Annotated in this window: 23 protein-coding genes; 8 read left to right on the top strand and 15 right to left on the bottom strand. The window is 65.1% G+C overall.

The genetic code is table 11. From position 1 onward, the window contains the following. Positions 1-68: 68 nt before the first annotated feature. The 8 genes from ASD82_RS15825 to ASD82_RS15865 form a co-directional block, all read right to left on the bottom strand. Positions 69-1619 (bottom strand): tannase/feruloyl esterase family alpha/beta hydrolase, encoded by a 1551-nt coding sequence (locus ASD82_RS15825; RefSeq protein ID WP_157599301.1) that lies wholly within the window; start codon positions 1617-1619, stop codon positions 69-71. Then, on the bottom strand, positions 1616-2683 hold the full coding sequence (locus ASD82_RS15830) for an acyltransferase (RefSeq protein ID WP_056718763.1): 1068 nt from the start codon (positions 2681-2683) through the stop codon (positions 1616-1618). The genes ASD82_RS15825 and ASD82_RS15830 overlap by 4 nt, the downstream gene beginning before the upstream one ends. 94 nt (positions 2684-2777) lie before the next feature. Then, positions 2778-4076, bottom strand: a complete 1299-nt coding sequence (locus ASD82_RS15835) for a cytochrome bc complex cytochrome b subunit (protein WP_056718764.1) — start codon at positions 4074-4076, stop codon at positions 2778-2780. Positions 4077-4134: 58 nt separating this feature from the next. Further along, complete coding sequence (locus tag ASD82_RS15840; protein WP_056718765.1) at positions 4135-5625, bottom strand: amidase; 1491 nt, start codon at positions 5623-5625, stop codon at positions 4135-4137. 299 nt (positions 5626-5924) lie between these two features. Next, positions 5925-6197 (bottom strand): antitoxin Xre/MbcA/ParS toxin-binding domain-containing protein, encoded by a 273-nt coding sequence (locus ASD82_RS15850; RefSeq protein ID WP_056718767.1) that lies wholly within the window; start codon positions 6195-6197, stop codon positions 5925-5927. A 50-nt stretch (positions 6198-6247) separates the two neighbouring features. Then, positions 6248-6577 (bottom strand): hypothetical protein, encoded by a 330-nt coding sequence (locus tag ASD82_RS15855; protein WP_056718768.1) that lies wholly within the window; start codon positions 6575-6577, stop codon positions 6248-6250. A gap of 549 nt (positions 6578-7126) precedes the next feature. After that, entirely contained in the window at positions 7127-7744 is a 618-nt protein-coding gene (locus ASD82_RS15860; protein WP_056718769.1) for a glutathione S-transferase N-terminal domain-containing protein, read from the bottom strand. After that, complete coding sequence (locus ASD82_RS15865; protein WP_056718770.1) at positions 7741-8511, bottom strand: SDR family oxidoreductase; 771 nt, start codon at positions 8509-8511, stop codon at positions 7741-7743. The genes ASD82_RS15860 and ASD82_RS15865 overlap by 4 nt, the downstream gene beginning before the upstream one ends. 371 nt (positions 8512-8882) lie before the next feature. Between ASD82_RS15865 and ASD82_RS15870 the strand changes: the two genes are divergently transcribed. Further along, positions 8883-10106: a PAS domain-containing sensor histidine kinase gene (locus tag ASD82_RS15870; RefSeq protein ID WP_162253835.1), complete on the top strand. Its 1224-nt coding sequence runs from the start codon at positions 8883-8885 to the stop codon at positions 10104-10106. 208 nt (positions 10107-10314) lie between these two features. Here ASD82_RS15870 and ASD82_RS15875 read toward each other — a convergent pair whose 3' ends face one another. Further along, positions 10315-11139 carry an alpha/beta hydrolase gene (locus ASD82_RS15875; RefSeq protein WP_200950334.1) on the bottom strand — a complete coding sequence of 275 codons (825 nt, stop codon included), beginning with the start codon at positions 11137-11139 and terminating at the stop codon, positions 10315-10317. 556 nt (positions 11140-11695) lie between these two features. Here ASD82_RS15875 and ASD82_RS15880 point away from each other — a divergent pair. From ASD82_RS15880 to ASD82_RS15895, 4 genes are all read left to right on the top strand, one after another. After that, a complete protein-coding gene (locus ASD82_RS15880; RefSeq protein WP_082585395.1) occupies positions 11696-14578 on the top strand; it encodes a winged helix-turn-helix domain-containing protein in 2883 nt (960 codons plus the stop codon). Positions 14579-14777: 199 nt separating this feature from the next. After that, complete coding sequence (locus ASD82_RS15885) at positions 14778-15737, top strand: LysR family transcriptional regulator (protein ID WP_235580748.1); 960 nt, start codon at positions 14778-14780, stop codon at positions 15735-15737. Between the two features lie 43 nt (positions 15738-15780). Beyond that, positions 15781-16647, top strand: a complete 867-nt coding sequence (locus tag ASD82_RS15890) for a hypothetical protein (protein WP_056718774.1) — start codon at positions 15781-15783, stop codon at positions 16645-16647. 176 nt (positions 16648-16823) lie between these two features. Continuing rightward, positions 16824-17588, top strand: a complete 765-nt coding sequence (locus ASD82_RS15895) for an SDR family oxidoreductase (protein WP_056718775.1) — start codon at positions 16824-16826, stop codon at positions 17586-17588. Between the two features lie 48 nt (positions 17589-17636). Here ASD82_RS15895 and ASD82_RS15900 read toward each other — a convergent pair whose 3' ends face one another. Then, entirely contained in the window at positions 17637-18455 is an 819-nt protein-coding gene (locus ASD82_RS15900; RefSeq protein ID WP_056718776.1) for an MliC family protein, read from the bottom strand. A gap of 241 nt (positions 18456-18696) precedes the next feature. Between ASD82_RS15900 and ASD82_RS15905 the strand changes: the two genes are divergently transcribed. Together ASD82_RS15905 and ASD82_RS15910 are read left to right on the top strand one after the other, a co-directional pair. Further along, complete coding sequence (locus ASD82_RS15905) at positions 18697-19401, top strand: DUF4386 domain-containing protein (protein ID WP_056718777.1); 705 nt, start codon at positions 18697-18699, stop codon at positions 19399-19401. Further along, positions 19398-19805 carry a DUF6326 family protein gene (locus tag ASD82_RS15910; RefSeq protein WP_056718778.1) on the top strand — a complete coding sequence of 136 codons (408 nt, stop codon included), beginning with the start codon at positions 19398-19400 and terminating at the stop codon, positions 19803-19805. The genes ASD82_RS15905 and ASD82_RS15910 overlap by 4 nt, the downstream gene beginning before the upstream one ends. Before the next feature lie 9 nt (positions 19806-19814). Here the strand turns inward: ASD82_RS15910 and ASD82_RS15915 are convergent, their stop codons facing one another. From ASD82_RS15915 to ASD82_RS15930, 4 genes are read right to left on the bottom strand one after another with little or no spacing between them, the layout of a single operon-like run. After that, positions 19815-20828, bottom strand: coding sequence for a C13 family peptidase (locus ASD82_RS15915; protein ID WP_056718779.1), 1014 nt, complete (start codon positions 20826-20828; stop codon positions 19815-19817). 19 nt (positions 20829-20847) lie between these two features. After that, on the bottom strand, positions 20848-21534 hold the full coding sequence (gene mtnC / locus ASD82_RS15920) for an acireductone synthase (RefSeq protein ID WP_056718780.1): 687 nt from the start codon (positions 21532-21534) through the stop codon (positions 20848-20850). Positions 21535-21587: 53 nt separating this feature from the next. Next, complete coding sequence (locus ASD82_RS15925) at positions 21588-22139, bottom strand: acireductone dioxygenase (protein ID WP_056718781.1); 552 nt, start codon at positions 22137-22139, stop codon at positions 21588-21590. Continuing rightward, complete coding sequence (locus tag ASD82_RS15930; RefSeq protein WP_056718782.1) at positions 22136-22786, bottom strand: methylthioribulose 1-phosphate dehydratase; 651 nt, start codon at positions 22784-22786, stop codon at positions 22136-22138. The genes ASD82_RS15925 and ASD82_RS15930 overlap by 4 nt, the downstream gene beginning before the upstream one ends. Positions 22787-22950: 164 nt before the next feature. Here ASD82_RS15930 and ASD82_RS15935 point away from each other — a divergent pair, with 164 nt between their 5' ends. Then, complete coding sequence (locus ASD82_RS15935; protein WP_056718783.1) at positions 22951-23283, top strand: high-potential iron-sulfur protein; 333 nt, start codon at positions 22951-22953, stop codon at positions 23281-23283. A 409-nt stretch (positions 23284-23692) separates the two neighbouring features. Here the strand turns inward: ASD82_RS15935 and ASD82_RS15940 are convergent, their stop codons facing one another. Further along, on the bottom strand, positions 23693-25153 hold the full coding sequence (locus ASD82_RS15940; RefSeq protein WP_056718784.1) for an amino acid permease: 1461 nt from the start codon (positions 25151-25153) through the stop codon (positions 23693-23695). Between the last annotated feature and the right edge of the window lie 35 nt (positions 25154-25188).

Consider the following 25188-nt stretch of genomic DNA (forward strand, 5'->3'; position numbering starts at 1 on the left):
GATGATGACGGTGCACCAATGCGGCGCGATGCTGGCACGTCGCCGCAATGCATGGAATGAATGCGCAACTAGTGCCTCGGCGCCTCGCAGCGGAAGTTTTTCGCCTCGTCCGTGCTGCCGCTGCCAACATGGGCGGCTTCCTGCGGATAAGGGCAGACCGGGCGGGTGCGGTCGCTCGCGTTCGGCGGGTTGCTGACGACGATGCGCCGGGGCGCGTTGCCCGTCGCCACCCACTGGTCGATGGTGGCGATGGCATCGAACACGTAAGGGCCGTCGCCACCCCCGCAATGACCCATGCCGGGGATCATGAAAAGGCGGACGTTCGCTGCCTGCTTCGCTTCCAGGCGTGCGTTCACTGCCGTGTAAAAATGGACGCTCGTCATCGGCGGTACCAGCGGGTCCGACCAGCCGTGCGACATCAGCAGCTTGCGTCCGGCCGCGAAATACTCGTCGAGGCCGGTTGGCGAAACGTCGACGACGCGACCGTGCGCGGCAAGCGCGCGGGTGACGTCCCGGTCATAGTCGAAGGAACGAAAGTCCCACTGCGGGTCGTGGAAAACGAGGTCCCGGAAATAGCTGAGCACCGGCGCGATCGGGCCGGTGCCCGAGGCCTGGATCGAAAGCAGGCCTTCGCTGCCGGGCTCGAAGCCCGGAAAGATCGACGCGCCCGTGCGCGGATTGCGCGGACCCTGATAGATCGCGCGCAGGGCGGCGACCTGCGGCTTCGTCAGGCAGCGATCGGTGCCGTTGCCCGTGCGTCCGCATCGCAGCGACGCCAGGTCGAAGCGGCAATGGTCAGGCGCGGCAATGATGCCGTCGCTTACGCCGTCGTTGGCATCGCAGTCCGCCAGCACGGCCTGGTGCACGAAAGCAAACGTCGCGGGAGATATCCGGCTCGCGGCATCCTTCGACGTAGCCGAACTGGTCCACAGCGAACCCACCATGAGCCCGACGGTCGGATTTGCCGGCGCCATCGCCGAGATCCCGTCGTAGTCGTCCGGATAGCGCGAGGCTTCCATCAACGCCTGGCGGCCGCCGGTGGAACAGCTGGCGAACAGCGACCGGTCGACCGGTCTTCCGTAGAACGCCTGGATGATCGACTTGGCGGCAACGGTCATTTCATGGGGCCCGCGGTAACCGAAATCGATGAGCTTTTCCGGATGGCCGGCCGCGAAGCCGGCATCGAGGGAGCTGCCCTGGTGTCCGCTGTCGGTGGCCGCGGTGGCGTAGCCTTTCAGCAGCGGCTCGATCATCGAGGCGTAGGTGATCGAACCCGCCCATGCACCATTGCCGACCCCGACGAACTTGCCGCTCCAGCCGGAGGTCGGCATCCAGACTTCGAAGCGGATGTCGGAGTCGGCAGTGGGATGGCTGCTACCGGCCACGCGGCAGAACGAGGGCAGGTGCGAGTAATCGACAGGCTGTGACGCGGTGATCCCCGGGGCGTAGGCCGGCGGTGCGAACGCGCCGGACGCGACTACGCCGGCGAAGGTGATCCTGGTGTGGGGAATCCCGATGTCCTTGAGGCTGGCGCACTCGGCGGCGCTGGCCTTCGGCACGTGCAGCAGGGCTAATGCAGCAGCCATGACGAATCCGCATGCAAATCGGCGACGGTTCACGTTCGATCTCCTTCGAGGGGCTGGAAACCTTCCGGCAGCGGCTCCCGGTCACGGGAAGGCAGCCGGCTGGACTCGTGGCTGCGCCTGCCGCGCCATCGCTTGATTGGCATGTCCACCAGCTGCAGGCACAACGCCGCCATGGCGAATGAAAATAACGTCGTCGCCGTGAGGGTGATCCACCAGGGTTGCCGGTAGGCGTCGTTGAGCAAGACGGCCACCGGGAAGTGCCAGAGGTAGATGCCATAGGACAGCTTTCCGACGTAGACCATGGGCCTGGAGGCCAGGAATCCGCTGTTGTCATGCTCCGCCAGGTGGCAGATCAGCAGGAAGGCCGAAAGCTCAGCCAGGGTAAGCTCCAGCGTTACTGCCTCGATCGGAAGGTAATGAGGCAGCGACGGCATGATCGGGCAGGCGACGCAGAAGGCGAGCACGGCACAGGCGATCAGGGCTACCGGCCTCGACACGTGCAAGCCGGCCAGGGCGGCCATCGCACCGAGCACGATGCCGCTCATGCGTGTATCGAAGGAGAAATAAGCCTGGAGCCAGCCCCATGACAAGGCCGCGGCGTATCGCCAGGCGGTGATGCAGGCGAATGCCGCCAGCAGCCAGGCGAGCGGTCGTCGGGTTCGCAGCAGGAGTGGCAGCAGCAGCGGCCATAGCAGATAGAACTTCTCCTCGACGCCCAGCGACCAGGTGTGCCCGATCGTCTTTGTCGCCTGCCCCAGGACCAGCGCATAGTCCATGACGTAGAAGCTGGCAAACGCGGCGAGCAGCCAGCGGTGTTCGTTCGGCCACAGCACGGGGGCCACGACCACATAGGCAGCCACCATCAGCAGCAAGGTCGGGTACAACCTGAGCGCGCGCCTGGCGTAGAACGCGCCGGTCCGGATGCCGCCGTTGCGGTGCTCCGCCATGAGCAGCGAGGTGATGAGATAGCCGGACAGGACAAAGAACACGTCCACGCCGAGGTATCCGCCGCGGCCCCACGGCGCTCCGCAATGGAAGGAAACGACGGCAAGGATCGAAAGGGCTCGAACACCGTCGAGCGCGGGGCTGTATCGCATGGATGGATCCCGGCAGGAAGCAGGCGTCTGAGCGGCAAATACGGTAGGTGCTTGCTTTGCGCCAAGGCGGTCGCGAATGCCTTGGCCGGCCTTCTCAATGCCCGGGTGGGAGCCGATCCGGCACCGGCCGGGTCTTCTCGTGGCCGAAACGCGTGTAGAACCACAGGAATGCGAAGAAGCCGAAGTAGCCCAGCACCATCATGCGTCCGAAGGCGTTGTCCCAGGCGGTGACATCCGCGTGCGGGAACCACGCCTGGATGAGTTCGGCAGTCACGCCCGCGCCGCTCAACCCCAGGCCGAGGAACGAACAGACGAGCACAGCCAGGGCCACCCGGAAACCGCGGCCGCGGTAGCGCACGGAGTGAACCTTGCCACGGTCGATCCAAGGCAGCAACGGCAGCAGGATGATGGCGCCGAACATGCCAAGCACGCCCCAGAACGCCGTGCCGAGGAACGAGGGAATCATGCGCAGGATCGCGTAGAAGGGCGTGAAGTACCAGCTGGGCTTGATGTGCGCCGGCGTGGCCAGATTGTTGGCCGGAACGAAGTTGTCGTGTTCGAGAAACCATCCGCCCATGGTCGGCGCGAAGAACACGATGAAGGCCGCGACAATCAGGAAGAAAGACACGCTGAGGATGTCCTCCACCGTGTCGTAGGGGTGGAAGGGGATGGTATCGACCGGCACCTTCGCGCCCCAGCGGTTGCCCTTCGGTCCGTGCTTGACGTCGACGCCTTCCGGGTTGCTCGAACCCACCTCATGCAGCGCGGCGATGTGCAGCACCACCAGCAGCAGCAAAACGATCGGCACCGCGATGACATGCAGGGCGAAGAAGCGGTTGAGCGTGGCATCGCCTGGCAGGAAATCGCCCATGATCCACTGCACCAGCGAGTCGCCGATGTAGGGAACCGTGCCGAACAGCGAGATGATCACCTTGGCGCCCCAGAACGACATGTTGCCCCACGGCAGCACGTAACCCATGAAGGCCTCGGCCATCAACGCCAGGAAGATGATCGAGCCCAGCAGCCAGACCAGCTCGCGCGGCTTCTTGTACGAGCCGTACATGATGCCGCGGAACATGTGCAGGTACACGGTGATGAAGAACAGCGATGCTCCGGTGGAATGCATGTAGCGGATCAGCCAGCCCCATTCCACGTCGCGCATGATGTATTCGACCGAGTCGAACGCATGCGCCACGCTGGGGTTGTAGTTCATGGCCAGGAAGATGCCGGTCACGATCTGGTTGGCCAGCAGCACGATGTTCAACACGCCGAAGTAGTACCAGAGATTCAGGTTCCTCGGCACGTAGTACTCGCTCATGTGCTTGCGGTACAGGGACTGCAGGCCTGGCGCCCGCTCGTCGATCCAGTCGGTAGCACGGGTAATGAGGTTCATGGTGGTGATGCCTCTGTGGATATGGGCGGGTTGCCGGATCGGATGCGCGCGGCAGCGATCAGGCAGGCATCCGGTCCAGTGGCCGCCTGCGGGGAATGTGGTAGCGGGATATCCACGGCCGGGCCAGCTCGAAGGCGGCGCTCGCCGCCAGCACGTCGCCGTCACGGCCACGGCCGCCGATGAGCTGCATGCCGATCGGAACGTCATCCCAGTTCCCGGCGGGCACGAAGGCCACCGGGTGGCCGGTGAAGTTGGTGAGATAGCTCAATGCCCAGCCGATCAGGGGATCGACCGCTTCCGCCTCGACGTCGTCGGGTCCCAGAGTCTGGCCGCGTGCCGCGTTGCGTACTGGAAAGCTGCCGACGGTGGGTGCCAGTACCAGGTCGACGTCCTGAAACGTCGCTTCGAATGTTTGCCGGATGGACGCCCGCATGTCCGACGCGGCATGCATTTCGGCAAGCGACATGTCACGGGCACGTTCGATCCAGCGGCGCACGGGAGCCGGCAGCGGGTTGTCATCGCCGAGAAGATCGATGCCTGTTTGCGCGAGACCTTCGGCCGTTGCGAGCATGCGTGCGCCCATCAGCTGGCACCACATGGATGAAATCTCCTGCTGGGAATGGGGCAGGGCAAAGTCGATCACTTTTACGTGGGCGCCAAGGGTTTCGAAGACGATCGCTGCCTGCTTGACCAGCTCGGCGATTCTCGAGTCGACCGGAAAGATGCCCAGATCCATCGACAGGCCAATCCTCATGCCCGTGACGGGACGCCTCGTCTGCATGAGCCAATCTGTCGACGCGCCGCTTTCCGGTACGCTGGCCTGACCTGCGCGCGTGAGTGCGCCAAGTACCAGGGCGGCATCCTCGACGGTGCGGGCAACCAGGCTCTCATGGGTGTAGGGCGCCAGCTGCCCGGAGCCTTCTGCACCGGCGACGCCAACGATCAGGCCGCGCGACGGCTGAAAGCCATAGACGCCGCACCAGGCGGCTTCGATGCCGGCCGAACCGCCACCATCGTTCGCGCCGGCAACGGGCAGCAGGCCATCGGCAACCGCCGCCGCGCTACCGCCGGACGAACCGCCGCTGTTGAAGTCCGTGTCGAACGGGTTTCGTGTCGGGCCGAACAACTCGTTGTCGCAGGTGCCGCGAAAGCCAAGCGTCGGACTGTTGGTGGTGCCGATCATGATCGCACCGGCATGCTCCATCCGCGCCGGGTAGAGGCTGGTCGCTTCTGCAAGACGATCCCGGAGCATCGGTATGCCGCCGAGCGTGGCGGGCCAGCGAGGGTATTCGCCAAACAGATCCTTCATGGCCGTCGGCACGCCGGCAAGCGTGCCGATGTCCTCGCCGGATGCCATGCGCCGTTCGAGGTCCAGTGCGACCTGCCGCGCGTGCTCGAAATTGGTGTAGACCAGCGCGTTCAGCGAAGGATTGCGCGCCTCGATGCGCGCGATGGCCGCATCAATCACTTCGATCGGGCGCAACTCGCCGCTTCTTACCTGTCGCGCTGTTTCGGAAGCGGACAGCTCTCCCAGGTCGTGCTGATCCATCTCGCTACCCTCTCGCCAGACGTGGCACGACCTGGCCGCTATAAGTCGATATCCCGAAGTGCGAGACCTCGAGCAGAACGTGCGAGTGCGAAGGGTCCGGAGCGTAGTCCCCGGATCGGATCTCAATCGGATCCGGGCTGACGGCATGGAGGGTGGTCGCGGTCATGGGCAGGAGTCGGTAGATCGATGCGGTGTAGCGCAAATCCTGGATGCGATGGGCGAATGCCGCTAGCCTCGTCCGGGTGTCCGCCGTGTTGCCGAGCGGACAACAATCGCCCCGATGCAGCCGCGCCGTGAGTTCAGGTCACGCCTTCCAGCAAATCCCACAAGCCGTCTTCGTCACCCTCGGCCAGCAGGTCGTACGGAATCTTTCCGCCGGTGAGGCGCTGGGGCGCGCACATCCAGTGGGCTGCGCGCTGTCTGCTTCCGATGTATTCCCGGACTTCGCCCGCGAGCACCGGGTGACGCGCCTCAAGTGCCTCGAACGCGCTGGACACCAGGGCCTCGCGTTGCGCCGCCAGCCGGGCGAGTTCGCTGGCGACGTTGTCGAATTTCATGACGGATGAACGCATCGTACTGTTCCATGAGGTGGGCGGGATGGTGGGTGGCCACTTGCGCGCAATCAGTCGCGGCTACCTTCGCGAATCGATTGCAGAAACGCGATGAGTGCGTCGGTGCGGCCCAGCGCCACCAGCTGTTCTGCGGTGAGGTGTCCCAGTTCCGCGATCGGCGTCTGCCGATACCAGGCCATCATGGTGGGCGGGTCCGGTTCGATCCCGGCGGCTATCCGCAGCACGGCCAGTGCCGCCGGTATCAGGTGGAACAGGGTGCTGTAGCTGCAATCGCCTACCGGCGCTATCAGCTGGTCCGCCGGATCGGCGAGGTAGGCCGCATCGATCAGGGAGCTTAACGAAGGGACAGCCTGGCGACGCATCGAAGTGACTTGAGTCATGGTTACGAACTCCTGCAGAGAGCCGGGGGAATCCTGTCTTCGAAATTTTCCGGATGGGCGATCGAGGCGGCATGGCCGCGGCGGACAGCTTGTCGGAGTACCCGTGCCAGCGTTGCTGGCCCAAGTGAGCTTCTCGTTCATGGCGTCGTCGTGTGGCTGATTGGTACTCCGCGGGGACACCGCGCCAACGTGGGTTCGTCCCGTGCACGAACGGGTGGAAAGTGCACGACCCATTACAGCCGCCTCGACGAGCTGACACCCGTCATCTTCGTTGCCATGAAGAAGAAGCCACGCCATTCTCGACCGCGATCGGCAGTGGCGGTAGAGCTGCCAGGGGACGCGCAGTGTTGCCATGGCGGCAACAGGAAGCCGCGGCTTCCATGCCGGCACGCAGTCTTCATTCGAGCTTTCGAGTCGGCTTCGCGGGCCGCGGCGCCTGATCGTCGCAAGGGCGCAAGGGATCTCGGCCACGCGTCGCCCCACCGCGGTCATGCGGCGAAAAAGAAGGGCGTGCAATGCACGCCCTTCGCTGCTGGATTGGCGTGTGCCTCAGCCTTGGAGGCCTTCCTCGGCGAGCAGCGCCGCCTGCGTCCCTTTATCGGCATCCATGCGGGCCTTGAAGCGGGCGAGGCTGTGCAATCCTTCCATGTCCACACCCTTGGCAGCGGCCCAGCGCAGGACCACGAACAGGTAGGGATCGGCGACTGATCTTGTGCCGGTCAGCCAGTCGCGTCCTTCGAGCTGATCGTCCAGCCGCTGGAACAGCGATCGCAGGTGGACACGCGCGGTATCGCCGAGCACGTCCACGAGCGAGCGGTCGTCGATGAAGCGGCGCGGACTGAAGATGGGCTTGAACGCGCCATGCACATCGGAGTTCAGAAAGGCCAGCCAGCGCGAGACCTCGGCGCGGGAACGGGGGCTGCCGTCGCCGAACAGACCCGCCTGGGGATGCAGGTCCGCGAGATAGCCAAGGATCGCCGCGTTCTCGGTGAGCCTTAGATCGCCGTGCTCCAACAGCGGGACCATGCCACCCGGATTGATGGCGAGGTAATCGGCTGACTTGGTGTCGACGTAATCCATCCGCCTCGCCTCGTAGGAGGCGCCGACCCACTCAAGCACGATATGGTCGGCTAGCGAGCAGGCGCCGGGCATGTAATAGAGCTTCATGGTCTCGCTTCCGCTCCGACCAGTCCCGTCCGTTCCAGCCACGCCTGGAAGTTCAGCGTGCCGAGATGGGCGCCGGGACCGGGAAGCAAGGTGTCCTGTTGCAGCTCGGCGCCGAAATAAGGGGTGTGTTCATCCGCCACGACATCGCGCGGATCACCGATGACCTTCAGGAGCTGCTGCACCAGGCCGGAGAGAGGGAACGTTTCGGGGCCGGCAATTTCGACGGTGCCGTTGACCGGTGCGGAGACTGAGAGCTTGGCCACGGCCTTGGCCACGTCGTCGGAGGAGATGGGCTGGATCGAGGCTGTCGACAGATGGATAGACTCGCCAATCGCGCTGGCCTTGACGATGCCGTTGAGGAACTCGAAGAACTGGGTGGAGTGGATGATGGTATAGGGCACGCCGGACTCGCGGATGAGCTTTTCCTGCGCGATCTTGCCCCGAAAATAGCCGCTGGCGGCGAGCCGGTCGGTGCCGACCACCGACAGGGCGACGTGGTGCTTCACGCCAGCCTTGTGTTCGGCCGAGAACAGGTTGCGGCCGGAGGTTTCAAAAAAATCCAGTACGGCCTGATCCTCGAACGAAGGCGAATTGGCCACGTCGATGACGACGTCCGTGCCCGCCATTGCGGCGTCCAGCCCTTCGCCGGTGATCGTGTTGACACCGGTGGCGGGGGAGGCGGCGTTGACCTCGTGGCCGTGTTCGCGCAGGTGGGCGACAGTCTTGCTGCCGATGAGTCCGGTACCGCCGATAACAAGAATTTTCATGGTTGACCTCTGCTTGGTTGAGCTGCACAGCGAACGTTTCCGGTCGATGGCGCCGGCGATATCGCGCGGCAGATCCGAATCCTAGGTTTCGCATGGTTTCGCGGGTAGGTCCGTCGCTGGCCTCACGATGTTGTTTCTGGCGCACCAACGCGAGTGCCGGACCGCACCGGCGTGAGGCGTATCGCATTGGCGGACGCAGGCCTGATCGCCGACGCCGCAACCGCATTGTTGCCCGCCGTAAAACATGGTGGTCTGCCCTGGCCGGCTACCTGGGCGGTGCCGGCGTTCCTACCATGCATGCCGCCGCCCCGGATTCACGCCGTGTGGATCTTCAACGCGAACAAGCGGGCGCTCCTTCAAGGGCATCACTCATGAAAGCACCGACCTTTTCACGCGGGATGCGCAGGGCGTCGCGCGATCGGCTGGCCGCGGTGGCCGGGGTCGCCGCCGCGATCGAAGATCTGGCGATCATCATTGCGGACCGGAACGGCAGCATCATCGTGTGGAATCCCGGCGCCCAGCACCTGCTGGGCTACCACCCGTCGGAAATGATCGGCCGGACGATCGCCGACATCGAGCCGCCGGCAGGTGAGCCGGTCTGCATCGCCGCCGGCTGTTGCGCAATGGATCAGGCCGGGCCGATTGAGACCGAGCGCCGTTATCAGCACAAGAGCGGCCGGTCGATACGTTGTCGAAGCAGGCGCATGCCGCTGGGCGATGATGGTGCGCTGGCCTGGCTGGTGCGTGACGCGAACCCGAAGCACGAGCAGCGTCCGGCACTCGAACAACGTTTGCGCGAGCAGCAGGTGCAGCTGGACGACGCGCTGGCGGCGAACGCGGCACGGGATCGCTGCCTCGCGGTGATGTCGCACGAATTGAAGCAGCCACTCACGGCGCTTCTGTTGAACCTCGATCGACTGCTGGAGAGAACGGCGCGAATGGATGTCCAGGGTGCGCAAAGGGTGGCCCAGGCGATGCGCGATTCGATCCGCCGACAGGCGCGGATCATCGGGGATCTGCTCGATCTCTCGCGGATGCGCACGGGCAAGCTGGGACTGGAGCTTGCGATGGTGGACCTTGACGAGGTCGTCCGGGCGATTACCGCTGATGCAGCCATCGCGGCGCCGGATCGGAAGATCCACATGGAGGTCGATGCGTCGATTGAGCGCTGGTGCCTGGCCGATCCGGTGCGACTGGAACAGATGCTGTCGAACCTGCTGAGCAACGCGGTGAAATTCACTGGCACCGGTGGGCGCATCGGAGTGTGTGTCACCAGTGTCGACGGCTTTGCCAGGGTATCGGTCGCCGATGACGGTTGCGGCATCTCTCCGGAATTCCTGACGGACATCTTCCGGATGTATGGCCAGGAGCGACGCGTGGATACGTTCAACGATCCCGGCATGGGCATCGGTCTGGCGCTGGTGCAGGAACTGGCGGAGGCCCATGGCGGCAGGGTGGAGGCGCGCTCTAAAGGGGCGGGGCGTGGTGCGGACTTCACGATCTGGCTGCCGCTATTGAGTTCCGCGCCCCGGTCGTTGCCGGTCCAGACCGATACCACGACCGCGCCATTGCCCCTGTGCGCGTCTGCGCCGTGAGTGCCCGGGTCGTTTCGTCGTCGCGTTGTCCGCCGCTCGCGCCCGTAACGGCGCGAAAGTCGTGACTCGCATGGACTGATGACATGCGCAGGCGCCGGCCGCGCCGGATCGCAGCGCGGCAGACGCTTGCTGCCCGACGGGCATTTCGGACGAGGGCCGACCTTCAGTCCTGGCGATCCCGCCAGCTGGAGGTCGGCGTGTGCGTGACTCAGCTGCGGATGAAGGTCAGCAGGTCGCGATTGATCACGTCGGGATGAACGGCAAACATGCCATGCGGATAGCCCGGATAGATCTTCAGCGTGGCGTGCCTGAGCAGCTTGGCCGAGAGCGGTGCGGAGTCAGCGATCGGAACCACCTGGTCGTCGTCACCGTGCATCACCAGGGTGGGCACGTCGATTGCCTTGAGGTCGTCGGTGAAGTCGGTTTCGGAAAAGGCCTTGATGCCGTCGTAATGTGCCGTGGCACCACCTATCATGCCCTGGCGCCACCAGTTGTCGACGCAGCCCTGGATCGTCTTGGCGCCCGGACGGTTGAAGCCGTAGAACGGGCCCGAGGCCAGGTCGCGATAGAACTGCGAGCGATTGCTGGCCAGTGCGTCGCGCAGGTCGTCAAAAGCCTTTCGCGGCAGACCGCCAGGGTTGTTCGCCGTCTTCAGCATCAGCGGCGGCACGGCGTTCATCAGCACCAGTTTGGCCACGCGGCCAGCGCCGTGGCGGGCAACATAGCGTGCAGCTTCGCCGCCACCGGTGGAATGACCGATATGGACCGCATCGCGCAGGTCGAGGTGGTCAGCCACCGCGGCAGCGTCTGCCGCGTAGTGATCCATGTCGTGGCCGGTGGCGCCCTGCGACGATCGGCCATGACCGCGGCGGTCATGCGCCACGACGCGATAGCCGTTGTGGAGGAAGAACAGCATCTGCGTGTCCCAGTCGTCGCTGGACAAGGGCCATCCGTGATGAAACACGATGGGCTGGCCCGAGCCCCAGTCCTTGTAGAAGATTTCGGTGCCGTCTTTCGTGATGATCGAATTCATGTTCTGGCTTCTCTGTCGGGTGGGAGTGTGACCTGCCGCGGCCTGGGTGGCCGGCAGGATCGCGGGCAGGGAGGTCGCTGCGGCGGCAATCAGGCCGGCAGCCATCAGCTGTCGACGGCGGGGATCGGCAGGAGTCATGTCGTCTGGGTGATGCATCGGGTTGCTCGCTTTTGATGGAGTCGAAAGGAATCCACCCTCTCCTGGCGCCGTGACGACGCGGTTGCGGGAGGTGCCTTGGCCTGGTCGCATCGAACATCGAACATCGACACGTGCGACCAGACACGCGTCCAGCCTAGGCTTGCCGGCCCGGTGACTGTAGAGACACCCGGGTGCCCACCGTGTTGTCGAGCACACACCAATCCCCGGCGGGGAATTCGCGGAGCCGAGGCGTTGGCGCGCGTCGTCACGTCGACCAAGGGGCGGAGTGCGCCGCGCAGGGGTGCGTCAAGTATGCTGATTGATACGCTGCGTCGCGGCCCCCATCCTTGGGCGCAAGCCGATCCGTGGCATGTGGTCATCACGGAATGGCACCAGGCGAGCCGAAGACTGTCCCACGATGAAGAAGCCCTCCAACAAGCATTCCGGCTCGTCGTCGCCCGCACCCGGGGCGCCACCGGCGTGGACCGAGGTGCGCTGGGGTTTCGGTTCCTTCCTGGTATGGGAGGAACGACGCCATCTCGAATCATTCGGGCAGGCGATCAAGCTGGGGTCGCGTTCGTTCGACCTGCTGGTCCATCTGCTCAAGCGCGCTGGTGAAGTGGTCAGCAAGGACGAGCTCCTTTCTGCCGTCTGGGATACGGTCGTGGTCGACGAAGCCAGCGTGCGCGTCCACATGTCGCAACTTCGCAAGGCACTGGGAGAACCAGGCGAAAGCGACGAATGCAAGGAGTGGATATCCAACATCCCGCTGCGCGGGTACCGGTTCAATGGCCGCGTCCTGCGCGAGCTGATCGACACCTCGTCCGCGGTCATGGCACGGCCGCCGACCGTGTTGACCAAGTTGCCGCTGCGGATGAACGGACTCATCGGTCGCGAGAACGACGTGGCCCGGGTGCTCCAGGCACTGGACACCCATCGGCTGGTGACCCTCGTAGGCGCGGGAGGTATCGGCAAGACCAGCGTCGCAATACGCGTGGCGGAGCGTCGTCAGCAGTCGTGTGCCACGGAAATCGCCTTCGTCGACCTTGCGCCGCTGATCTCGCCGGAGCACGTACTTGGAGCGATGGCTCGGGCTCTGGGTGGCGCTGCCGACTTGCCTGACCCGGTACTGGCCATCACACAGAGCCTGACGGGGCGCAACGTGCTGGTGCTGATCGACAACTGCGAACAGGTGGTGGATTCCCTGGCATTGCCGATTACCCGCCTGCTGTCGGCCTTGCCCGGTTTGCGCATTCTTGCTACCAGTCGGGAGACGCTTCGACTGTCTGGCGAGTATGTCTATCGTCTGCCTCCGCTGGGCGTTCCCGAGTCCGACCATTTCCTGTTGGCGCAGGCCATGCAGTGGCCTTCGGTGGAGCTGTTGGTCGAGCTCTCCCAAGCTGCGGGTGCCGGCGCATTCATGGATTCGGACGGTCCTCTGCTGGCCAAGATTTCGCGACAGCTGGAAGGTGTGCCGCTGGCCATCGAGCTGGTGGCCGCGCGCATGGGCGTCCAGTCGGTCGGTGATCTCGCGCTGCGGCTCGAGGACCACATGCGGCTGCTTTCCATCGACAACCGGGCGGCCGCCACGCGGCATCAGTCGCTTTCGGCCGCGCTCGACTGGAGCATTGCCCTGTTGAGCGATGACGAGTTGAAGGTATTCCGCCGCCTGTCGGTTTTCAGGGGGCGCTTCGGCCTGCAGCCGGCACTTGGTGTCATCGCCGGAGACATGGGCCAGGAGGTCGCGTTCGATGCATTGATTTCGCTGGCGAACAAGTCACTGGTGTTCTTCGACAACAGCAATGCCACCTCGCCTTACCGCCTGCTGGATACGACCAGAAGCTACGCCGGCGCGCTGCTTGCGCAGAGCGACGAGCGCCCCGCATTGTTGCAGCGGCACGCGAAAGTCATGCTGGATCTGATGAATACCGCAACCACCGAACTGCCGGACCTGAGCGAGCAGGACTGGAGTGAGCGCTATGCCCATTACTTGGACGACGTGCGTGTCGCACTTGAGGTCTGCCTGACGGAACCGGCAGATGGGCGGACCGCCACGATGCTGGTGATGGCTTCGGCGGCCTTGTGGTTTCACGTTTCCCAGGTCGCCGAATTCCGCGACCGGATCGCGGCGGCGCTCCAGCTGATCGACCGACAACCCGAGCCGGATACGGAGATGGCCGCCTGGCTGGCGACCGAACTGGTGATCGCGATGCTGCACACGAACGAGCCGGGGGGCGATCTGGATGCGATGTGCGATCGGGCGCTCACCGGGGCGCTGACCGCCGGCGTGCGCGTGCTGGAACTGCAAGCGCGTTGGGGACGCTGTACCCACGACATGTTCAGTGGCGAGTATTCGTCCGCGTTGCGGGATTCCCGCAAGCTGCTTGCAGTGGCGGAAGCCTGGTCCGACCCGGCATCGCTCAATCTTGCCCATCGGGTGAGCGGGATGGCGAACCATTTCAGCGGCATGCTCGACGTTTCGATACGGCATTGCGAAGCATCGCTGCAGATGAGTGCGGAGGCAGGACGCTCACGCGCGAACATGGTCGGCGTGGATCCGACCGTTGCGGCGAAGGCCGTGCTGACCCGAACGTTGTGGATCAGGGGAGAAACGGCAAAGGCATTGGAGACGGCCTGCGATGCCGTCGATCGGGCGGAGTCGGCGGGTCACGCTGCGTCGCTGTGTGCCGCGCTCTATGGGGCTTGTCCCGTGGCCTTGTGGTCGGGCGAATACGAGCTTGCCAGCAAGTGGATCCACACGATGATCGACGTGGCTCGCCGCAAGGGGCTGGTGAGGTGGCTGCGGTACGCCGAGTCCTATCTGCAGGGCTTGCAGTTGGCCGTATCCGGCAATCCCGACATGCAAATTCGCCAGGTGTCTGAGCGACTCGCGACCTATGACGCGCCCAGCAAGGAAATGCTCGCCACCTTCTGCCCCGACTGGATTGATGATGACATGGTCGGGCGACTTGAGCGCGGCGAAGGCCTCTGGTGCGCGGCGGAGATCTGGCGCGGCATGGGTTTGCGCAGCGAACGGCAGGAAAAGATCAGCGAGGCCGAAGGTTTCTACCTGCGCGCGCTGGAAACCTCGCGGGGGCAGGGTGCCCGGGGCTGGGAGCTGCGAGCTGCCACCAGTCTGGCCAGACTGTGGGCTGGCGGTGGGATGTCGCAGCAGGCATTGCAACTGCTCGATGAAACCTCCCGAAGCATCGGCGCTGACGGCAACCCCACGGGAATCGTGCAGGTTCACGAGCTGCACGGGAAGATAGCCCGCGGCCTGCCGCCGCGTGGCGGACGTTGATAACAAGGTTTTACATGCATTAACTGGCTTCGACGAGCGGGGGCGAGCAGGGTGATCGGGTGATCCGTGTCGACAGATACGAAACACAGTCTTCTCTCAGCCGGGAACCGCCGTCATGATCTCTTCGCCACTCGTGGACCCGTCCGCCGACGCGCTGGCCGCCAGCTTCGCAACCACCTATGCCGGCGTCGTGGCCTTCATGGCCGTGGTCGCGGAAGGCAGCTTTGCCCGTGCGGCCGACCGCCTTGGCATCGGGCGTTCCGCGGTCAGTCGCAATGTCCAGAAACTGGAAGGCCAACTCAGTGTCCGGCTGTTCCATCGGACGACGCGCAGCACCACGCTCACCAGCGAAGGCGACAGGTTCCATGCCAGTTGCCATGCGGGGGTCGAGCAGATCGTGCAGGCCATCGAGGAAATGCGTGACCTTCGCCACGGCTCGCCTCGTGGACAGCTTCGCGTGGTGTCGCCCGGGGGCTTCGGTCGCCGGGTGGTGGCGCCACTGCTGGGCAGGTTTCAGGACGCCTGTCCCGAGGTTCTCGTCGATCTGGTCCTGGCGGACAAGCCGGTCGATTTCACGTCGGACCGGGTGGACGTCGCCTTTCGCGACGGGCGCCTGGAGGATGCGCAGATCATCGCCAGGCAGATCATCCCGATGCAGATCATGGTCTGTGCCTCGCCCGAATACCGGGAAATGCACGGCTTGCCCGCCACGCTGGACGAACTTTCAGGTCACCAGGGCATCAATTTGCGCACCGGCCTGGGTCGCATCGCCGAGTGGGAGTTCAAACTGGATGGCAAGGTGCAAAGATTCGTGCCGCAGGCCAGGCTGACGTACAACGACCCCGAACTGGTACTGCAGGCGGTGCTCGACGGCAAGGGCATCGCGCAGATGCCCGGTTACCTGGTCTGTGACTCGCTGGCATCCGGCGCCCTGGTTTCCTGCCTGATGCAGCATGCGCCCGATGACCGGGGCCACTACATCTGCTACCAGAGCCGACAGCACATGCCCACGCGGATGCGTGCGTTCATCGACTTCATGACACGGGAAATCCGGGCGGCTGATCTCCAGTGTGCGACGGAGCTGCCGGCGCGATCGCCTGAGACCGAGCGCGGGCGCCCCGCGCATGCAGGCAGCAGGGTCTCCGTTCTGGCCTGCTAGGCTGTGGGGCGCCATGACATCCGGACGGGAGAGCGAGACCGCCATGCAGAACCTGCTGCTGCAGACCACCATCGAGGGCGATCAGGATGACTGGAACATCGGGCGCTTCGGCCTTCTGAAAGCCTTCCTGGAGAGCGTTCGCGACGAAGCCGGGGCACCGGCGTTCCACGTGACCGCACGCAATCGTGGTCCAAGGGGCGAGCCGGACCCGGTGTTGTCGCGGCTCGACGAGTCGGACTTCCAGCAGTTGTGGCTGTTCGCCGTCGACGTGGGCGATGGCCTCACCGAGGAGGATTGCGCAGGCATTGGCAGGTTCCGCCGCAACGGCGGCGCGCTTCTGGTCACTCGCGATCACATGGATCTGGGTAGTTCCGTGTGCACCCTGGCCGGCGTCGGCGCAGCCCATCACTTTCACACACGCAACCTGGACCCCGATGCGAGCCGGCATTGCATCGACGACGGTGTCACGACCGATATCTCCTGGCCCAATTACCATTCGGGCGCCAACGGCGACTATCAGCAGGTACGTGCGGTGGGCGAGGTGCATCCGATTCTGCTTGATCCGGCCTCGGAAACGGGTGTGATCGGCTACCTGCCGTCCCATCCGCACGAAGGCGCGATCAGCGCGCCGCCGGATGATTCAAGCAGCCGCGTGATCCTGCAAGGTCGCAGCCAGGCCACGGGCCGGGTCTTCAATCTGGCCGTGGCCTTCGAGCGTTCAGTCGACGGCGGGCGGGCGCTTGCCGAGTCCACCTTTCATCACTTCGCCGATTACAACTGGGACATCGCCGCGGGTTGTCCATCGTTCGTATCCGAAGCACCTGGCGACGGGATGCAGCGCTTCCCGGCGGCGCTTCAATCCACCCAGCGATACGTCCGCAACATCGCACTGTGGCTTGCGGGCTGTTGACGACGCCAGGTGATCACATCGGGGTGCCTAGACGGTTCCATTGGTGCATTCGTGGAACCACGGCCGTCAGTGCCGCGGACCTACCGACCTCGGCAAGCGCTGCCTAGTATCGGGATGCACAAGCCGGGGATGCGGATCGCCGGCACACCAACCGGATACGGCAGCATGAGGCAGGCATGAAGATCATCGTCATCGGCGGACGAGGGCTGGTGGGAAGGAACATCGTCGACAGGCTGCAGGCAGCGGGTCACCAGGTATCGCCCGCTTCCCGCTCCACCGGTGTTGACCTGATCACCGGGCAAGGCCTGGTGGAGAGCCTGGCCGGTGCCGAGGTGGTCGTCGACGTCAGCAACTCGCCCACCTTCGACGATCTTGCCTCGTTCGATTTCTTCAAGACGGCCATCTTCAATCTGCTCGCCGCCGAGAAACGTGCGGGAGTGAAGCACCATGTTTCGCTTTCGGTAGTGGGCACCGGTCGCCTCGAGGCAAGCCCCTATCTTCGCGGAAAGGCGCTGCAGGAGCGGGCCGTGGCGGCGTCCGGGATGCCTTTCACCATTGTCCACGCAACCCAGTTCTTCGAGTTCCTGTTCGATATAGTCAATTACGCCATCCGCGGTCAGACCATCCATCTGTCGCCCGCCTTTATCGAGCCGGTGGCGTCGGATGACGTCGCGGCGACGATCGCGCGAGTCGCTGTCGGGCCCCCGCTAAACGGCTCGATCGAGGTTGCGGGCCCGCAACGGGGAAGGATGTCCGAACTGATCCAGCGCCTGATCGTCGACATGGAAGCACCCTACGATGTGCGCACCGACGTGCATGCAGCCTATTTCGGCGCCGTACTCGACGAATACGTCTTGCTTCCCGGCAAGGACGCCGAGCGCGGCGAACTGGATTTCGAGGCCTGGTTCAGGTGCTCGGAATATGCGCGCGCCGATTGGTGACGCCGTCGCGACGTCTGCACGGTGCCTCCGCCTCCTGGCCTCGCCTGTTCAGGGCATGGCACAAGCGACGCCACTGGCGGAGGCGATGGTCTCGCCTGGCTGCAGCGGGGCCAGCCACGCCTGATGCATGCCCTTGCTCCACCATTGCCAGTGATCGTCCACGTAGCGCGCGCCGCTGGCGGACACGGCGATGTGCAGGTGGTGGGTCCGGTCGTCGAAGGTGAGCGTCGCGGTATCGGTGTCGGGATAGACGGCTTGCACGGTGCGTCCGTCATCGCAGGCATAAGCCATCGGCTTGGCCATAGTGGACAAGGGCGCCGCGACGGGCGTGAACGGGCTCAACGCATAGGCGGACGGTTGGCCGCCGGCGCCGCACAGGCGGCCGGTGAACGCGGCGGAAATCCGCTGCTGGCCGAGCGCGAGCGTGAGCCGGGCCGGTGCTTCGCAATGGCCGTTGTCGTAGACGTCGCCCGACACCCAGCGCATGTCGCTGGTGACGACCGCGCCCGGCGCGAGCGTGATCGGGGAATGCGAGGCGGCATCCGGCCCGGTCGGAGTTTGCGCCACGATGTTCAGCGTCTGCCCGCCGGAATCCGCGAAGCTCGGCAGCGGGCGCGCAGGGATCGTGCAGGCGGCCGCGCCGGTGTTGCGCAGGACCAGCATCGTGCCCGAATGCGACATGCCGTTGAAACGCCCGCCAGCGGAATCGAGGGTGAGGGCGAGTTGCGACGGCGCGCAGGCAATGATCCGTGCATTGGCCGCGCCTGGCGGGGCCGCGTCGGCCTGGGTGGCGTCGGTTTGCGGCGGCTGTGAAGTACAGGCCATCAGCGTCAGCGCCAGGGCGGCGATCGGGAACGTACGCAACATCGCCCGGTCCGGCGTGGCTCCTGGCAGACGACGGCCTGCCTCGGCAGGAGTCCTGTTTGCAGTGGGTCTTTTCATTGCCGGGTTCCCTGGAAGACGGTCGACGACGTTAGCACCCGGATCGCGAAGCTCTTGTCAGAGCCTGGCGATCACTGTGTTACTTCCGGCACTCAAGGGACGATCTCGCTGCATCGACACTGCCGAGAGGACGCCGCAAGGCGAGGTGATGGATCGCGGGGGTCACATGACGAACGAAAACCGGCTGGCCCGCTGTGCGGGGCTGGTCTATCTGGTGGTGGTCGTGACCGGCTTCTTCAGCCTGGGCTATGTGCCGGGCAGGCTTGCTGCGCCAGGCGATCCGCTGGCCATGCTGGCCAATATCGTGGCGCACGAAGCCTTGTTCCGCGCGGGTATCGTCTCCTTCATGATCGAACAGGTGGCCTTCCTGCTGCTGCCGTTGTTGCTGTTTCGCCTGCTTCATCGCGTTCACCAGCGCGCGGCCGTCGCGATGGTCGTGCTGGCGGTCACGGCCGTGCCGATCGCCCTGATCGGGGTGATGCATCGACTCGATGCACTGTGGCTGTTGACCGATAGCCATGGCTTGCCGATAGAGACGATGACGCCGCTGGCATTGCTTGCCCTGAGGTCGTATGGCCACGCCATTTTCGTGGCCAGCCTGTTCTGGGGGCTGTGGCTGTTGCCGTTCGGCTATCTCGTGTGCACCAGCGGCATGCTGCCGCGCCTGGCTGGCTTGCTGCTGATGCTGGGCGGTATCGGCTACCTGGTGGACGTGTTTGCCGACTTGCTGCTGCCGGGATATGCAGACACGGCGTTTTCCAACTACGTCCACCTGCCGGCAGCCCTGGGCGAGATCGGCACCTGCCTGTGGCTGCTGCTGATGGGCGTGCGGGCAGGTGGTGCACAAGCTCATCCGAGGAGTGCGACATGAGCGCCACATCCCTGGTCGACATCAAGTTGCACGTGCGCTTCAAGCTGTCGGCGCTGTGGACGGCGCTGATGTTCTGCTACATCTACGGCGACTACTTCGGCCTCTACGTGCCGGGCAAGTTGCAGGGCATGCTGGGCGGGGAAGGGCCGGTCGGTCCGGTGAGCGAGGCGACCCTGGTCGGCACCGCCCTGCTGCTGGCCGTGCCGGGGCTGATGGTGTTCCTGTCGCTGCTGCTGCCGCCCCGGCTGTGCCGCTGGCTCAACATCGGGCTGGGCCTGTTCTATACGGCGATCATGCTGCTGACGATGCCGGGCGCGTGGTGGTTCTACATCGTGCTGGGCGTGATCGAGGTGGCGTTGTCGCTGCTGATCGCCGCCATGGCGTGGCGCTGGCCACGGAGTTGATGCGGCGGGCTAGGGCGTCGGGCGGCTGCCGGCCGCCGCCGGTGCCGCGGGTTCGAACGGTATCGCCGGCCCGGGCGTGATGCCCTTGCGCCACCGCGCCAGCTGATCGCGGATGCCGCTGCCGATATCGATCTGCGGTTCGGACGGGGTGAGGTTGTCCTGTTTTTCCCACGCGGCGATATCGTTGCGGGCCCGGGTGAATGCGTCGGCGAAGTTGTCGCTGTGGTTCAGCGCATCGACCAGCCAGGCCTTGCCGAAATAGGTGATGTCCGAGTCGCTGCCGCAGCCGAACGAGCTGCGATCGCTGCGGGCGGCGGTGAGCACCATCGTGCCGGGGCCGCGCAGTGGCGGCAGGAAGCCGCCGGAATAGCAGGCGTTGATCACCACGACCTTCCACTTGAACGGATGCAGGGCGAGGATGCCGGCGAGGTCGCTGGCGCCGATCGGGTCCAGCGGCAGCGGGTCCATGTCGACCAGCAATTGGTGATCCTCGCTGCCGTGGCTGGTCACGTAGAGCAGCAGGATGTCGTCGGGCTGCATCACCTTGCCCAGTCCGTCGAGCGCCATTTCCAGATTGCTCCAGCTGGCCAGCGGACGGGTGGACAAGGTGGCCGGGTTGTTCTCCAGCACCAGGCTGTGCGTGCCGGGCCCGAAGCGCCGGGTGAACAGCCGGGCGGCGTATTCGGCTTCGTTGCGGAACACGTCCTCGCCGCCGTCGCCGGCGAAGGTCAGCAGGTACAGGTTCGGCCTGCCGGGCGTGCGCGGGCCGAGTTCGGCCAGCGCCTGGCGCATCATCCGTGGTTGCGCGTAGAGCACCTGCTCCGGTGTCGGCGCCTGGTCGGGCCAGCGCTCGCCATCGTCGACCGTCATGTCCGGGTCCGCCACGTCCTGCGGCAGGATGGCCGAAGTAGCGGCTGCGGGAGTGGCGGCCGCATGCGGCGACGCGGCGGGTCGGCCTGACCACCACGCGTTCAGCAGCACGCCGGCGGCGAGTGCGAGCAGGATGGTCAGGGCGTTGCGCATGACAGACGTGCGTGCCCGGTCAGACGGCGATCGTGTCGAAATCGCGATGGACCGGGTGGCGCGGCGTGGCCGGCAGCGCCAGGGGTTCGCGCACCAGCCATGCGGTCTGGAAACATGCCTCGCGGGCGGCGTCGAGTTCCTCGACGATGTCGGACAGGAACAGCAGGTGCTGCGGCTGTTCGCCGACCGCCTCGGCGATGCGCCGGTACGACCCGGCTTCGCGCTTCGGTCCGGTTTCGGTATCGAAGTAGCCGGCGAACAGCGGGCCCAGGTCACCTGCCTCGCTGTACCTGAAGAACAGCTGTTGCGCCGGCACAGAGCCGGAGGAGTAGACGTACAGGCGCAGGCCGTCGGCGCGCCACTGGCGCAGGCGGGCGGCGACTTCCGGGTACATGTGGGCGCGGTAGTCGCCGGCCTCGTAGCCGTCCTTCCAGATCATGCCCTGCAGCGCCTTCAGGGCGGTGGACTTGCGGTCCTGGTCGATCCAGCCCAGCAGCAGTTCGATGATGTCCTGGCGACTGGCCTCGATCAGCCCGGCTTCGCGGGCGGCCTCGTGCAGCCAGTGCTGCACTTCGGGCCGGTCGCCGTGGGTTTCGACGAAGGCCGGCAGGCGTTTGTGCGCGTACGGGAACAGCACGTCGCGGACGAAGTCGATCGAGCTGGTGGTGCCCTCGATGTCGGTGACGATGGCGCGGATTTCGGTCATGGGTTCGGGATTCGGGATACGCGGGAGCAGGGTGTCGTCTGCGTGCGGGCTGGTTACTGTTTCGTCTGCATGCGGGGGAAGCCGGCGGCGATGTCGTCGCCGGTGAAGTTCGCCACCCAGCCTTCCTTGTTGGTGAACAGCCGGATCGCCACGAAGTACGGCGACTCGCTCATGTCGAACCAGTGGCGGGTGCCGTCGGGCACGCCGATCAGGTCGCCCTGTTCGCACAGGATGTCGTAGACCTTGCCGTCGACGTGCAGGGTGAACTGGCCGGAGCCGGCCACGAAGAAACGCACCTCGTCCTCGCTGTGGGTGTGTTCGCTGAGGAATTTCTGGCGCAGCGTGGCGCGGTCGGGGTGGTCGGGGGTGAGGCTGATCACGTCAACCGCCTGGTAGCCCTTCTCGCCCATCAGGCGGTCGATGTCGCCGCGGTAGGCGGCGATCACCTCGTCCTGGCTGGCGCCGGGCACGATCGGCTGGGTGGCGGCCCACTGTTCGAAGCGCACGCCGATCCTGCCCAGTTCGGCGGCGATGGCGGCGTGGTCGTCCAGCACGGTCAGCGGTGAATGCGGGCGGCTCTCGTCGAAGATGCGCAGTCGGCTCATGATGCCCTCAGCTGTTTCAGGTCCAGTTCGCAGGCCAGCAGGAACTCCAGCGCTTCCAGGTGGCGCCGGGTTTCGGCCATGTCGCGGCCCCAGGTGTAGATGCCGTGGCCGTCGATCAGGTAGGCATGCAGGGGCTTGCCTGCATTGAGCCAGGCATCGACCCGGACGACCAGTTCGGGCATGTGCTGGGTGTTGGGGAACACCGGGATTTCCAGCACGCTGTCATGGCTGTGATAGCCGCTGATGGCCTTCTGCAGCTCCCAGCCCTGCAGGCGGATCACGCCGTCATCGGCGTACAGGCGCGAGGCGACGCTCTGCGTGCGCGAATGCGTGTGCAGCACGGCCTGCATCTGCGGCCAGCGCCGGTAGATCTGGGTATGCAGCGCCGTTTCCGCGCTGGGACGCGCATCGGTGCCTACGGCGTCGCCGGCCAGGTCGATCAGCATGATGTCGTCGCGACCGAGCCGGCCCTTGTGCTTGCCCGACACCGTGATCGCCGCGTGTGCGTCATCGACGCGCATCGAGAAATTGCTGCTGGTCGCGGGCGTCCAGCCGAGCTCCGACAGTTCGCGCGCGGCTTCGACGATGGCGTCGGCACGCTGCTCGAACAGGCTGGCAGGTATCGTGGCCGGAAGTGTCTGGATCATGCGTTTTGGACGTCCAAATGGAGGCCGACTATACCACGCGGCCATTTTCGCCCTGGCTGTAATGAGAGCCATTCTCGCAAGTCAGGAAAAATTTGCCCACGGCGCGTAACATCGGCGCGAGTCCGGGGCAGGGTGCGCCGGATAGTTACGACGGAGGCTTGCCCATGTCGAAAGAACAAGATATCGAATCGCGTCGCCGATTCCTCAAGGTTGCCGCCGGGACCGCCGCTGCGGCCGTGGTCGTCGGCGGCCTGCCGCGCCTTGCGCGTGCGGCCGACCTGCCGCCGGTGACCGAGGCGGACCCGACCGCCAAGGCGCTGGGCTATGTCGAGGACGCCAGCAAGTCGACGAACGCGAAGTACAAGGCCGGCGACGACTGCGCCAACTGCCAGTTCTATACCGGTGGCGCGACCGGTCGTGGTCCGTGCCAGCTGTTCCCGGGCAAGTCGGTGAATGCCAAAGGCTGGTGCGTGTCGCACACGCCGAAGAAGGCCTGATCGCGCACATCAGCGGTCGCATCATCGCTCATGAAAAAAGCCGGCGAGAGCCGGCTTTTTTCATGAGCGCCCGCATGGAGCGAAAGCGCGAAGCGGATTCCGGACAAAAGTGCGGCTCGGACACGTCAGGCTGAGGAGCTACCCACCTGACAAGCCGAGCCGCGATCCGGGGCCCACTGCCAAGTGATCAACCCGCGGACTGGCGATGATACTCCCGACTTCGCCGAATGGGCGGCCAGCTCCTCGATTTCTCTTGAAAAGTTATCGTTAAATAAAGCAAAAACAATAAGTTGCAGCTCAACTTCTCAGAAAATTTATGAAACAGGCCTCGTGAGAGCAAGTTTTCCCGTAGTCATCATTTCGACGCAATTGATCGACATTTGGCGACATTTGGCGCCAATCGCCGACGTCAGCTTTCCGTGCTGGCCGCCGCTGCCGCCAGCCGCAAGGCGCTATGCCGGCGGCTGTACAGGAAGTAGATGGCGAAGCCGAGCAGGGTCCAGATCCCCAGGATGGCCCAGTTGAACCAGTCCAGGCTGAACAGCAAGGCGAAGCAGCTGGCCACGCCGGCCAGGCAGGTGAACCAGACCCACGGCACGCGGAACGTGCGCGGCAGATCGGGCAAGGTGTGACGCAGGATCAGCACGCCCGCGCACACCGCGGAGAAGGCGATCAGCGTACCCATCGAGGTGAGGTTGGCCAGCAGGTCCAGCGGGAACACCGCGGCGAGCAGGGCGATCATGGCGCCCGTGATCAGGGTGTTGATGTGCGGCGTGCGGTAGCGCGGATGCACCTTGGCGAACACCTTCGGCAACATGCCGTCGCGGGCCATGATCATGAAGATGCGTGGCTGCGCGATGATCATCACCAGGATCACCGAGGACAGGCCGATCATCGCGCCGATCTCCACCACCAGACGCAGCCAGCCCAGCTGCGGGATGGCGGCCACCGCGGTAACCACCGGCTCGGAGGTATCGAGCAGGGAGTAGGGCACCAGTCCGGTCAGCACCGCGGCCATGGCCAGGTACAGCACGGTGCAGATCACCAGCGAGACCAGGATGCCGAAGGGCAGGTCGCGCTGCGGATTCTTGCATTCCTGGGCCGCGGTCGAGGTTGCCTCGAAACCGATATAGGCGAAGAACACCATGGCTGCGCCGCGCATGATGCCGGACCAGCCGTACTTGCCGTCGCCCTGCGGTTCCGGAATGAACGGATGCCAGTTCTCCGGGTTCACGTAGCGGTAGCCGGCGACCACGACGATGACGATCAGGCCCACCTTGACCAGCACCATCAGCGCGTTGAGGCCCGACGACTCGCGGATGCCGATGTAGCACAGCCAGGTGAGCGCCATCACGATGGCGACCGCGGGCAGGTTGAACAGGTGGCCGGTGACCACCAGGCGCCCGTCGGTGAACGCCAGCGGCGCCTCGGTGAGCGCCACCGGCAGGTGCAAGCCCATGTGATCGAGCAGGCTGGTGAAATAGCCGGTCCAGCTGGCCGCCACGGCCGAGGCGGAGATGCCGTACTCGGCCACCATGTTCCAGCCGATGAACCACGCGGCCAGTTCGCCCAGCGAAGCGTAGGCGTACGAATAGGAGCTGCCGGAGATCGGGATCACCGTGGCGAATTCGGCGTAGCACAGCGCGCTGAAGCCGCTGCAGATCGCCGCGATGATGAAGGAGATCAGCACCGCCGGGCCGGCATGTTCCGCCGCGGCCGTGCCGGTGACCACGAAGATGCCGGTGCCGATGACGGCGCCGATGCCCAGCGCGGTGATGCCCCACGGACCGAGGGTGCGGCGCAGTCCCGGGCCGTGACCGTGGTCGTCATTGCTGAAATCGGTCTTGCGGGCGAGCAACTGCTTGAGCATGGGATTCGTCTTCGAAGGCGGACATCAGGCTCCGT

Source organism: Rhodanobacter sp. Root179 (assembly GCF_001428465.1).
In the GTDB taxonomy this organism is placed as follows: domain Bacteria; phylum Pseudomonadota; class Gammaproteobacteria; order Xanthomonadales; family Rhodanobacteraceae; genus Rhodanobacter.